This is a genomic window from Gilliamella sp. B2887 (assembly GCF_026537015.1).
Lineage (GTDB): Bacteria > Pseudomonadota > Gammaproteobacteria > Enterobacterales > Orbaceae > Gilliamella.
This window is the reverse complement of record NZ_JAFNMX010000010.1, coordinates 66,440-79,016: the sequence shown is the minus strand read 5'-3', so window position 1 is coordinate 79,016 and position 12,577 is coordinate 66,440. Positions and strand designations below refer to the sequence as shown.

The window sequence follows — 12,577 nt, the reverse complement described above, 5'->3', positions numbered from 1 at the left end:
TATCAAGGCTTGTAACATAAAGATTATATCAATTTGTTATTATTTAAATAAATCCGTAAATAAGAATTAAGATGACCGCAACAGGAACAATAAATCGAGATACTAATGTCCAGACACTAAACCAAAATTCATTTAAGTTTAATTCTTCACGGATACGTTTTTGATTCATCATCCATGCTCCAAACACTACAGTTCCTAATCCCGTAACAGGTAACATGATTTTACTGGTTAAATAATCCAGTAAATCAAAAATGTTTTTATCAAATAATTTTACGCCTGACCATTCATTAAATGATAATATGCAAGCAATACCTAATGCCCAGATAATAATACTGCTTACTACGGTTGCAGTTTTACGTCCCATATGGGTTTTTTCTTCTAATAGCTCGACGGTTGGTTCAAGCAATGAAATGGAAGACGTTAACGCCGCAAAAGTTAAGAAGATAAAAAATAGGATACCTAAAATGGTTCCGCCAGCCATATTACCAAAGGCAATGGGAAGTGTAACAAAGATAAGGCCAGGACCTTCACCTGGTTGTAAACCGTTGGCAAAAACTAATGGGAATATCGCCATACCCGATAACATAGCGACGATTACGTCTAAGATTACCACAGTACGTGCAGTTGATAGTAAATTTACATCCTTACCAAGGTAAGATCCGTATGCCATCATTATGCCCATTCCTAAGGATAAACTGAAGAACGCATGCCCTAACGCTGCTAACACCGCTGTGCCACTAATTGCTGACCAATTTGGGGTAAATAAGAATTTAAAAGCTTGACCAAAGTATGGACCACTTACATAAGCAGCATAGCCCACTAATACCAATAGTAATATGCCTAATCCTGGCATCATCACTTTACAGCCACGTTCTAAACCTGCACCAACACCTAATGCCACAATAAAGGCGGTAGCAAACATAAATACCGTGTGCCATATGAGTAAACTGTTTACATTACCTAGAAAGTCACTGAATAATTGGCCTGTAATTTCACCATTGGCGCCTTTGAATGCCCCATGAGCTGCAAGCACGATATAATCTGTCGCCCAGCCACCAATGACACTATAAAATGAAAGAATTAAAAATGAGCCGAGCACGCCAATAATGCCTACCCATTTCCAAGACTTAGAACGTCCTTCTGAAATCGCAACATCTTCCATTGTGTGAATTGGATTTTTTTGTCCACGACGACCAATTAACCATTCTAAAACCAAAATAGGTAGGCCGATTAAAAACATAAACAGTAAATAGGTCAACACAAATGCTGAACCGCCCATTTCTCCTGCCATATACGGAAACTTCCAAATGTTTCCTAACCCAACAGCGGAACCCGCAGCAGCAAGCATGAACCCCATGCGTGAGCTCCACTGAGAGTGACTTTTTTTCATAGTACCTGTACTCATGAATTTTTACCTTGTCCTCAAAATAATTATTTAATTGTAGCTTTAATTAATGCCTAACCATTACTATATTAGAAGCATAAAATTACAAATCATGCCATGAAATACAAGGGGAAACAAGAATTCATTATCAATTTTAATCTAACTGTTTATTTTAAAATTAGAATTATTTATTCTTATTAACCTTATTATTTTGACTTTTTATAAGTTTTCCTGTGTTTATACCTATTATTCACTCATATTTTTTTATATTGCATTCAATTTTAGTCTTTTATTCATACTTACCATGACATAAAATAGTATTTTATAGGAAAGATTTTTGGATAGAAGAGATCCCATGACGCAAAATATTGATTTCAAAGAAATAAGCAAGTTTTCTCAGTTAGCAGCTCAGTGGTGGGATCCAAATGGCAAATGCAGACCTTTACACATTATCAATCCGTTACGTGTGGATTTTATTAAACAGGAAGTAGGTTGTTTAGAAGATAAGCGAGTGTTAGATGTCGGATGTGGTGGCGGCATTTTATCCGAAAGTCTTGCAAAATTAGGCGCTGCTGTCACAGCGATAGATCTGGCTGATGAATCCCTGGCAGTTGCTCGGTTGCATGCAAAAGAAAATAACTTGGTCATTAATTACCAAAAGCAAACCGTTGAAGATCATGCTAAGGAATATCCCGCTTCTTATGATGTGATTACCTGTATGGAGTTATTAGAACACGTCCCAGATCCCTTTTCGATAATCCAAGCTTGCGCAACGTTACTTAAACCGAATGGCAAACTCTTTTTATCGACAATAAATCGTAATCACAAGGCAAAATTACTTTTGATTTATGGCGCAGAATATATTGCTCGATTGGTTCCAAAAGGGACTCATGATTTTAACAGATTCATTCGTCCTTCAGAATTAATGCATTGGGTTGAACAAGCTAATTTGGTTGTTGAAGATATCATTGGCATGGAATATCACCTACTTAAAAATGAGTTTAAGTTAGGACCTAACCTTGATGTTAATTATATTTTGATGGCGCAAAAAAAACAAATTTGTAAAATGTGATCTGATTCTCATTTTAAATATTTTTTCCATTATTTTTTTTATTTTCCTCTATAATTCCTAATGTTACCGATAACATATTAGATTATTTTAGAGGAAATATTCATGCCATTAATCATTATTGCAATAGGCGTAGCGTTATTGCTTGTTTTAATGTTGCCGCTGCGCGTCAATGGTTTTATTGCGTTAATTCTTGTCGCCTTAAGTGTAGGTATCATGGAAGGTATGCCTGTAATGGAGGTGGTTCAATCCATAAAAAATGGAGTAGGGGGAACACTTGGTAGCTTAGCACTAATAATGGGTTTTGGTGCTATGCTAGGAAAACTATTGGCGGATTGTGGTGGTGCTCAGCGTATTGCAACAACGTTAATTAATACTTTTGGCGATAAAAAAATACAATGGGCTGTTACTCTTACTGGTTTTATTGTTGGATTTGCATTATTTTATGAAGTCGGCTTTGTTTTATTGCTTCCGTTAATATTAACTATTGCCGCAACGCTTCGTATATCACCATTATATATTGGTATTCCTATGGCTGCCGCATTATCTGTTACCCATGGTTTTTTACCGCCTCACCCTGGACCAACGGCCATTGCTGAAATATTTAAAGCTGACATGGGACGCACTTTGCTTTATGGCACTATCATAGGTATTCCAACTGTCATCTTAGCAGGTCCAGTACTTGCTAAAATACCATTTATACAAGCCATTAATCATCCTATTGAAGAGGGATTGTATAATTCTAAACAATTCACTGAAGAACAGATGCCAAGCTTTATTGTTAGTGTATTGACGGCTTTAATGCCAGTTGTACTCATGTCCATTCGAGCGGTATGTGAAATGACATTACCAAAAGGGCATTTGGTACTTCCTTATGTAGAATTTTTTGGTGACCCAATTATCGCTACATTGATTTCAGTTATTGTTGCGGTGTTTACTTTTGGGATTTTCCGTGGTCGTTCGATGGTCCAAATTAATACGACTTTAGCCGATTCAATTAAAATCATTGCGATGATGTTATTAATTATTGGTGGTGGTGGAGCGTTTAAACAAGTTTTGGTTGATAGCGGCGTTAAAGTTTATATTGAAGAGATGATGCATGCGTCCAATATCTCTCCACTTATTATGGCTTGGTTAATTGCTGCCTTATTGCGTTTAGCTCTTGGTTCAGCAACAGTTGCGGCTTTAACGACCGGTGGCATCGTGTTTCCATTAATTGCTTCTACAGGCGTGAGTCCGGAATTGATGGTCATTGCAACTGGAGCCGGTAGCGTGGTATTTTCTCATGTAAATGATCCTGGATTTTGGTTATTTAAAGAGTATTTTAACCTTAGCATTACCGAAACGATGAAATCGTGGTCATTACTCGAAACCGTTATTTCAGTTTGTGGGTTGGTGGGGTGTTTAGCAATCAATACATTTATCTAATTTACTGCATTTTTATTTTTCCTTATTGGATTAACTACTCAGGAATCTTTCTAAAATACCACTGGTCTTTTTGCACAAAAGTAAGTAGAATACATCGGCAATATTTTATCAACAATAAAACTCAATGGTGAATATTGTCATGTCTCGTATAGTAAAAGAAGCCCTCACGTTTGACGACGTGTTATTAGTGCCAGCCCATTCCACTGTTTTACCTAACACCGCTGATATTAGTACGCAACTTACCCAAACCATTAAACTAAATATTCCAATGCTTTCAGCCGCAATGGATACCGTTACTGAATCTGATTTAGCCATTGCGTTAGCGCAAGAAGGTGGTATTGGTTTTATCCATAAAAATATGTCGATTGAAAATCAAGCTAATCATGTTAGACGAGTAAAAAAACACGAAAGCGGTATAGTACAAGATCCGGTAACTGTTTTACCAACAGCCACGATCAAACAAGTGATCGATTTAGCAAAAGAATATGGCTTTGCTGGTTTTCCAGTTGTGACAGAGTCACAAGAATTAGTGGGGATAATTACTGCACGAGATGTTCGATTTGCAACTGATTTATCACTGCCCGTTACTGCGGTAATGACACCGAAAGAACGTTTAGTGACGGTAAGAGAAGGTGAACAGCGTGAGATCGTCCTAAAACAAATGCATGAACATCGCATCGAAAAAGTGTTAGTTGTTGATTCGAAATTCCATCTAAAAGGTATGATCACTGTCAAAGATTACAATAAAGCTGAACAAAAACCTAATGCATGTAAAGACGAAAAAGGGCGTTTGCGAGTGGGGGCAGCAGTGGGAGCTGGTGCAGGAAATGAGGAGCGCATTGCAGCATTAGTTGAAGCTGGTGTTGATGTATTATTAATTGATTCTTCTCATGGTCACTCTGAGGGAGTATTAGAGCGTATTCGACAAGCGCGTAAAGCCTATCCTGATTTACAAATCATCGGAGGAAATGTTGCTACAGCCGAAGGTGCTAAAGCACTCATTGATGCTGGTGTTAATGCCGTTAAAGTGGGTATAGGTCCTGGTTCAATCTGTACAACTCGTATCGTTACTGGCGTTGGTGTACCTCAAATAAGTGCGATTATGGATGCAGTTGAGATGGCTCAAAAACACAATATTCCAGTTATTGCAGATGGTGGCATTCGTTTTTCTGGGGATATTGCTAAAGCCATAGCTGCTGGTGCGGCTTGTGTTATGGTTGGTTCTTTGTTTGCTGGCACAGAAGAAGCCCCAGGTGAGATTGAATTGTTCCAAGGTCGTGCATATAAATCCTACCGTGGAATGGGTTCGCTTGGTGCAATGGCAAAAGGATCTTCCGATCGCTATTTTCAAACAGACAATGCTGCTGACAAACTTGTACCTGAAGGTATTGAAGGGCGTATTGCCTATAAAGGTTTGTTAAAAGAAATCATTCACCAACAAATGGGCGGATTACGTTCTTGTATGGGATTAACTGGATGTGCAACGATCGATGAATTGCGTACTAAATCGAAATTTTATCGCATCACGGGTGCAGGTATGAAAGAAAGCCATGTGCATGATGTTTTAATTACTAAAGAGCCGCCTAACTATCGAGCTGGGGTATAATTTCATTATATCTCTTTTCCAGCCTTGTTTGATTTAAGGTATTTTCAAATAGGTTACTTTATCATTTCAAAAATTTATTGAAATTAAAGGGGCTGATCATGTCCCTTTAATCAATGATACTTTATCATCATACATTTACTTTTGTTGATGTTAACTATAATTAATGTTTGCGAGAAAATTCTGGATTAATAAATAAAATTAAACGGTATAGACTCCTAAATATTTTTTACATAAGGTATTTTTAGAGCATAAAATCGCCATTATTTAAAAAATTCTTTTTTTCATCTGATATTGAGCATTTTTGATAGATTGGTTACCTATGCCGCATTATTTATTTCAAAATGACCAGTTTAATGAGTTGCTCGAGCACGTGGTTGGTTAAAAAATTTGTTTCAATATTGATAGTAAATCCTTTTCGAAATTTGTTTAAAAAAATTAACAAAATTAATGTTTTTGGTAAATATTTTTTTGCGTAAAAAAAATTGATCTGTATTGAATTTACCTATAACATATTACTAATATTCAGTACTTTATAAGGATAAATGGAAAAAGGAAATGAAGAAATTATCAATTGCATTAATTTCGTTGGTACTATTGACAGGTTGTGGTGATAAAACCATTGATGCGTCATCAGCAGAAAACCTAAAAAAATCGATTTCTGAAATGGCAAATAAACTTCAAGACAATCAGCTACAATCATTTAATATCTCAATCGGTAGAATTATGATTAATTCAGCTATTGAAGCAGCTGGCGACGCGAAAAAGAAACAAGAGATTATCAAAAACAAAATTAATGGTAAAACAGCTGCTGAAATAATTAAAATTGGAAAAAATGAAAAATTACCAGGAGAAGCGAACTGAATTTTTTTTAAACTTTAAGATTGCAATATTTAATTACCTGTTAACAGGACATTTAATGTATAGGCATTTATTTTTTAACAATTGTATTTATAACAATTGTTTAAAATAATTTGTTAGATTAATGTTACAGTTCTATTATAAATAATAGGATAATGGTATCAATTTTTAAAAGTTGCAATCTCTGAAGCTATCCCAATTCTTAGTCAGGATCTTGAACATCAATAGATACCTCTTTATTCCACTTCAAAAAGTAACTCATTATAAGGTTCAGCATTCTTTTTTATAATGCTATCTTTCATTATGAGAATTTTAATTTTTTTACTGAAAAAAGATTAAAAATGTTTTTAGAAAAACAAAATAGCAGCCGTAATGACTGCTATTTTTTAGGCATAAAAGCCTAATTTGCAGGGTTATTTTATTGCTTTGGCAACGATTTCTTGTGCTTCTTTTTGTAAAGTTGCTAAATGATCACTATCGATAAAGCTTTCAGCATAGATTTTATATGCATCTTCAGTACCAGAAGGACGAGCAGCAAACCAACCATTTTCGGTAATTACTTTCAGCCCCCCAATTGGTGCATTATTAGCAGGAGCTTTGGTTAGACATTGGCTGATCTTTTCGCCGCCAAGGTTGTCAGTAGTAAGTTGACTGGCATCAAGTTTAGATAATTTTTGTTTTTCATCAAAGGTTGCAGGTGCTTGAATTCGTCCGTAATAAGATACCCCAAATTTGGCTTCAAGTTCTTGATATTGTTCTTGAGGATTTTTGCCAGTTTTGGCAGTCATTTCAGCTGCAAGCAAACAGAGAATAATACCATCTTTATCGGTTGTCCAAACTTTGCCATTCGTTCTTAAGAAGGATGCACCAGCACTCTCTTCCCCAGCAAATCCCAACTTACCGTTATAAAGCCCCTCTGCATACCATTTAAAACCAACTGGATACTCTAAATATGTTTTATGAAGGTTGCTTGCTACACGATCTATCATTGAACTGGTAACTAAAGTTTTACCAATAGCGATATCTTTATGCCATTGAGGGCGATTTTGAAAAAGATAGTTAACACAAGCTGAAAGATAAGCATTAGGGTTCATTAAACCTTTAGGCGTTACAATACCATGACGGTCAGAATCCGTATCGTTGCCAAATGCTAAATCAAATTTATCTTTTAATTGCAATAAACCGGCCATTGCCCATTGGCTGGAGCAATCCATTCTAATTACTTCATCATGATCCAAATGCATAAAGCTAAAAGTTGGGTCAATTTTATTGTTCACCATATTGAGGTTAATGCCATATTTTTCAGCAATACGCGGCCAATAAGTGATAGCTGCACCACCTAATGGATCTACACCTATCTTTAAATTTGAGGATTTAATTAATGCTAAATCTAAAATATTTTCCAAATCATTAATATAATCCGTTTCATATTCTTTGGTATGAATATAAGAAGAGTTGATTGCTTTTTCTAAAGAAACCCGTTTTACACCATTAAGATGATTTTTAAGTAGTTCATTTGCACGATTTTCAATCTGTTTGGTAATATCCGTATCAGCGGGTCCACCATTAGTTGGATTATATTTTATGCCACCATCTTCAGGGGGATTATGCGAAGGAGTAATGACAATACCATCGGCAAGTTGTGATTGTTTATCTTGATTAAATGTTAATATGGCATGTGAAATGACAGGAGTAGGAGTATATCCCCAATCACGCGCGATAACGACGGTTTGCTCGTTTGCAACAAAAACTTCAAGTACAGATTTTAATGCTAATTCAGAAAGGGCATGAGTATCTTGACCAATAAAACACGGACCAGTGACATTATTTGCTTTTCGGTATTCGGCTATTGCTTGAGCCACAGCTAAAATATGCGCTTCGTTAAATGTACCTTTATTAGCACTACCTCGATGACCCGATGTGCCAAAGATCACTAATTGACTGGCATTTTCTGGATCAGGGTTGATTTGATAGTAATTATTTTTCAACATTTCAACGTTAATCAAATCGGCTGGCTTAGCTAATAATCCTGCCCGGCTATGATTTGCCATTTTATACTCCTTTTTCCAAAATTGAATATTTATATCTTAATGCACATCTCTATCTATCTTAGCAATTATGTTGACTATTTAATACACGTATAGCCAGTGCATTATTTTGTTTGTGCTGAAAAAATATTGATGACTTGGTTTATCATGCTTTCCGAAATGCCCATATCACTCATTATTGATTCTAATATATACATTTTTCTAGCAGTATTAGTATTACTTATAACCCAATAAGGTGTTCCTATCACTTCACGTGGCTTGGTATTTTTACCTGATATTTCTAAAGACTTTTTATCTTTAGCTAAATATTGTCGCTTACTGCCATGTAATGATGTGGCCGCTATCGAAAAAAGGGCTGGATTATAGTTATAAAGTGCGCCAAGTAATAATATAAAACGGCTGATGATTGATTTTTCGTTAATAAAAATATCACTATCTAACAAATCATTAAATAATGTGTATTGGGTTTCAGGTTGGGAAACAACGTTAATTTTAGCTTTAACTGGCTGATTGATTTTTAATAAACGTCGCAAAATACTGGATGCATCTTCACCAATATGTTTTGTTTGTGATGCGATAAAATGGTATAATTCTTCGTCAATTTCGATAGTTTTCATTATGTTAGTTATGCCTATTAAATTAATTTACTGGACACACTTGCGTTGCAATGTTGTCGGGTTAATGTAAATTGTTGTTTACTTTATCAGACAAGCAACCATCATTTATTGATTAGGTTATTGCTTTTCGGTTGTCTGTAGTTCTTAGTTTATATTATGACAGGCGGATATCATAACTGATAATATTAAATGAAAAAATAACCGTTTCATATACTAATTGTATGGTAGATAAACTATTGAGCTGAGTATACCCCAACTTGATAATAAATAGTATTATCAATTGATAAAATAATGAAAAGTATATTGTCGTTTTTGTCAAAGAATATTAAGATTAAAATAGTATGAGCTTGCTCATGCTCAATATATATGAGGAATAAATTATGAAAAAAATTGTCACAGCAGCTCTATTAGTTACCCTGCTATCTGGTTGTAGCAACAGTGATATATATTCGGGTGATGTTTATACGACTGATCAAGCAAAACAAGTTCAACAAGTTAGTTACGGTACTGTCGTATCGGTCCGTCCAGTAAAAATTCAAACCAATGCTTCAAATGGTAAAAATGAAAACGTTGTAGGCTCACTAGGTGGCGCTGTGATTGGCGGTGTGTTAGGTAATACCATTGGTAATGGAACAGGTAGAGCTTTAGCCATTGCCACTGGTGCTATTGGTGGTGCGGTCCTTGGCAGTGCAATTGAAGATAAAACTAGTCAAACAAATGCTGTCGAATTGGAAATTGAGCGAGAAAACGGCGGTAATATTGTCATTGTACAAAAAGGTTCTGCTAATGAATTTTACGCAGGTCAACATGTACGTTTAGTAACAAATGGTAAACAAATAAGTGCATCACCACGCTATGGTCGTGCTTATAACAAATAAGAATTATAAAACCATTAACTTTCGCTTACTTGATTGGTGAGCGAAAGTTGAAATTTAAGTCTCATTTATAAAACTTTCATATTCATCATTTCAAGTGAATAATTGATTACTTCTAGAAAATCTTCCTATTTTCAATACCAATTCTGACGTTAATCTTAATATAAAAAAATTGCCTGCATAACCGCTAAAAGATAAAATCAGTTCGTGTCATTAACTGTTAAAAGGAACAATCAGCAATGCGTATATTACATACTATGATTCGAGTTGGAGATTTACAACGTGCCATCGATTTTTATACTCGAGTGATGGGAATGAAATTATTAAGAACCAGTGAAAATACAGAATATCAATATTCACTTGCATTTGTGGGTTATGGTGATGAAACATCCAGTTCGGTTATTGAACTTACCTACAATTGGGGTACAGAACAGTATAATCATGGAGACGCTTTTGGGCATATTGCCATTGGTGTGGATGATGTAGCTAAAATGTGCAATGATGTGATACAAGCAGGTGGCAAAGTTACGCGTGAAGCAGGGCCAGTTAAAGGGGGTAAAACTGTTATCGCTTTTATTGAAGATCCTGATGGCTATAAAATTGAATTGATCCAAAATGATCAAGCTGATAAAGCATTGGGTAACTAATTAAGTTATTCATTAAATCGCCGAATCATATCGGCGATTCATTCATTTATTGCATAAACTAAGCTTTGTAGATTTGCTATTGGTATTGAACTGCAACTTTTTAATCCTTTTATGCAAATACTCAATTATTTTTATTTATTTAGGATTAATAATAAGTTATTTAGTAAGCAATTCTTTGAGTAATTGTTGATTTATTAAGGCTTGCTTTTTTTGTTCTAAACTGGCTGCGTTAATAATAGAATTTAAAGCATTCAAAGAACATTCAAAATCTTCATTGATGATAATGTAATCATATTCATTATAATGAGAAATTTCAGATTGAGCTTTTTGCATTCTTTTATTAATAACAGTCGCATCATCTTGACCTCGTTTAGTCAAGCGATTTTCAAGCTCTTTGAGTGATGGTGGTAAAATAAATATGCTTTTTGCTTGTGGCATTTTTTTTCTTACTTGCTGAGCACCTTGCCAATCAATATCCAAAAAAACATTAATGCCTTGCGATAAGCTCTTTTCAATCTCAGCTTTAGACGTACCATAATAGTTTTCAAAAACATGAGCGTACTCTACAAAAGCTTGCTCATCAATTAATGACTCAAAATGTTTATGATCAACAAAATAGTAATGTTTACCATGTAATTCACCAGGTCTTGGATTCCGCGTGGTATGAGAAATTGAAACTTTAGCAGGATGATGATCCTTTTGTTCTAAATAAGCTCGAATTAAACTTGATTTACCAGCACCACTTGGCGCTGAAATAATAAATAGCGTTCCAGTATACATATCTTTGATTGCCACTTTAATTAATATTAAGTTAGTGTATTGCCATAAAAACCTGTTTGGCGATATTATAGCAAAATTTAACGTTAGTTTGTCTCATATTATTATGAGGGTTGTTTAGTTGATATAAGTTTATGCTAAGTTAGTATATTTTTTAAAAATATACTGAAATGTATGCTTAACCTGAATTTTTTTTACAAAAATTATAATTATTATCTGTTGTATCGTTATATTCTTAAGGAAAGAACATGTCATTAACTTTTAAAGAGGGCGTCTACGCTTGTATCCCAACTTTGTTAGGTTACATTGGTATTGGTATTGCGGCTGGCGTTGTTGGCAAATCAGCACATTTATCTGTATTAGAAATCACTTTATTGGCCGTGATTATTTATGCAGGGGCAGCACAATTTATTATTTCCGGATTGATGTTAGTTGCTACACCTATTTCAGCTATTATTTTTACAGTGTTTTTAGTCAATGCTCGCCATTTTTTAATGAGTATGGCGACCGCACCGACTTTCCGAAAGTCCTCATTAATCAACAATATTGGAATTGGTAGCCTATTAACAGATGAAAGCTTTGCTGTGGCAATGAACGCAATCGCTAACAAAAAACCTATTGATGCTGCATGGATGCATGGACTGAATTTAACTGCTTATATTACTTGGATTTTATCTTGCTTTATTGGCGCCTTAATTGGTGAGTGGTTGCCCGATCCTACAAAGTTTGGTTTAGATTATGCTTTAGTTGCAATGTTCATCGGACTTTTGTATTTACAGTTAATCAGTGATAAAACCAAAAGTTTGAGAAATCGACTTATTGCGATGTTAACCGTTGGCGTTTTATTGATTCTGTTATTACGATTTGTATCCTCTGAAATGGCAATTCTGATTAGCACTTTTGCTGGTTGTTTTATGGGCATTACAATGGAGCGTAAAGCATGACTACATATAGCTTATTGATTATTTTAGGGTGTGGTCTGGTTACTTGGTTACTTAGAGTGATTCCATTTATACTGGTACGCAAAATACAATTGCCCGAAATTGTTATCCAGTTTTTATCTTATATACCTTTGTGCATACTAACGGCTCTTTTTGTTCAAAATCTTTTTATTGCAAAACAGGACGAGTTTCCAGAACTTAATGTTGAGTATTGTTTAGCAGCTATTCCAACTATTTTTATTGCTATTTTGACTAAAAATTTAATGTGGATTGTAATTGTTGGCATGTGCTCTATGGCGGCTATTCGGTATTTTTTGGTTTAAAGAT

12 protein-coding genes are annotated in these 12,577 nt (G+C 35.0%); 8 read left to right on the top strand and 4 right to left on the bottom strand.

Translation table 11 applies throughout. The annotated features are described in order from the left end of the window. Nucleotides 1-43: 43 nt before the first annotated feature. Nucleotides 44-1,405, bottom strand: coding sequence for a sodium-dependent transporter (locus tag J3U13_RS08800; protein ID WP_267341531.1), 1,362 nt, complete (start codon nucleotides 1,403-1,405; stop codon nucleotides 44-46). A 334-nt stretch (nucleotides 1,406-1,739) separates the two neighbouring features. On the opposite strand from J3U13_RS08800, the gene ubiG reads away from it, so the two are divergent. The 4 genes from ubiG (at nucleotide 1,740) to J3U13_RS08780 (ending at nucleotide 6,348) form a co-directional block, all read left to right on the top strand. Beyond that, entirely contained in the window at nucleotides 1,740-2,456 is a 717-nt protein-coding gene (gene ubiG, locus J3U13_RS08795) for a bifunctional 2-polyprenyl-6-hydroxyphenol methylase/3-demethylubiquinol 3-O-methyltransferase UbiG (RefSeq protein WP_267341530.1), read from the top strand. Between the two features lie 102 nt (nucleotides 2,457-2,558). Further along, complete coding sequence (gene gntT / locus J3U13_RS08790) at nucleotides 2,559-3,881, top strand: gluconate transporter (protein ID WP_267341529.1); 1,323 nt, start codon at nucleotides 2,559-2,561, stop codon at nucleotides 3,879-3,881. A gap of 139 nt (nucleotides 3,882-4,020) precedes the next feature. Beyond that, nucleotides 4,021-5,487, top strand: coding sequence for an IMP dehydrogenase (gene guaB / locus J3U13_RS08785; RefSeq protein WP_267341528.1), 1,467 nt, complete (start codon nucleotides 4,021-4,023; stop codon nucleotides 5,485-5,487). Nucleotides 5,488-6,042: 555 nt separating this feature from the next. Beyond that, a complete protein-coding gene (locus J3U13_RS08780; RefSeq protein WP_267341526.1) occupies nucleotides 6,043-6,348 on the top strand; it encodes a DUF6694 family lipoprotein in 306 nt (101 codons plus the stop codon). 410 nt (nucleotides 6,349-6,758) lie between these two features. Here the strand turns inward: J3U13_RS08780 and pgm are convergent, their stop codons facing one another. Both pgm and J3U13_RS08770 read right to left on the bottom strand, forming a co-directional pair. After that, nucleotides 6,759-8,396: a phosphoglucomutase (alpha-D-glucose-1,6-bisphosphate-dependent) gene (gene pgm, locus J3U13_RS08775; protein ID WP_267341525.1), complete on the bottom strand. Its 1,638-nt coding sequence runs from the start codon at nucleotides 8,394-8,396 to the stop codon at nucleotides 6,759-6,761. Between the two features lie 101 nt (nucleotides 8,397-8,497). Continuing rightward, complete coding sequence (locus J3U13_RS08770) at nucleotides 8,498-9,010, bottom strand: hypothetical protein (protein WP_267341523.1); 513 nt, start codon at nucleotides 9,008-9,010, stop codon at nucleotides 8,498-8,500. 377 nt (nucleotides 9,011-9,387) lie between these two features. Here J3U13_RS08770 and J3U13_RS08765 point away from each other — a divergent pair, with 377 nt between their 5' ends. Both J3U13_RS08765 and gloA read left to right on the top strand, forming a co-directional pair. Further along, nucleotides 9,388-9,888 (top strand): glycine zipper 2TM domain-containing protein, encoded by a 501-nt coding sequence (locus tag J3U13_RS08765; RefSeq protein ID WP_267341554.1) that lies wholly within the window; start codon nucleotides 9,388-9,390, stop codon nucleotides 9,886-9,888. A gap of 236 nt (nucleotides 9,889-10,124) precedes the next feature. After that, the gene (gene gloA, locus J3U13_RS08760; RefSeq protein ID WP_267341521.1) at nucleotides 10,125-10,532 is read left to right on the top strand and encodes a lactoylglutathione lyase; all 408 of its coding nucleotides are present in this window, start codon (nucleotides 10,125-10,127) and stop codon (nucleotides 10,530-10,532) included. Between the two features lie 156 nt (nucleotides 10,533-10,688). Here the strand turns inward: gloA and gmk are convergent, their stop codons facing one another. Further along, nucleotides 10,689-11,312 (bottom strand): guanylate kinase, encoded by a 624-nt coding sequence (gene gmk, locus J3U13_RS08755; RefSeq protein WP_267341520.1) that lies wholly within the window; start codon nucleotides 11,310-11,312, stop codon nucleotides 10,689-10,691. A gap of 245 nt (nucleotides 11,313-11,557) precedes the next feature. On the opposite strand from gmk, the gene J3U13_RS08750 reads away from it, so the two are divergent. Then, nucleotides 11,558-12,253, top strand: a complete 696-nt coding sequence (locus J3U13_RS08750; RefSeq protein ID WP_267341519.1) for an AzlC family ABC transporter permease — start codon at nucleotides 11,558-11,560, stop codon at nucleotides 12,251-12,253. Then, a complete protein-coding gene (locus J3U13_RS08745) occupies nucleotides 12,250-12,573 on the top strand; it encodes an AzlD domain-containing protein (protein ID WP_267341517.1) in 324 nt (107 codons plus the stop codon). Before J3U13_RS08750 ends, J3U13_RS08745 begins: the two co-directional genes overlap by 4 nt. Nucleotides 12,574-12,577 lie beyond the last annotated feature (4 nt).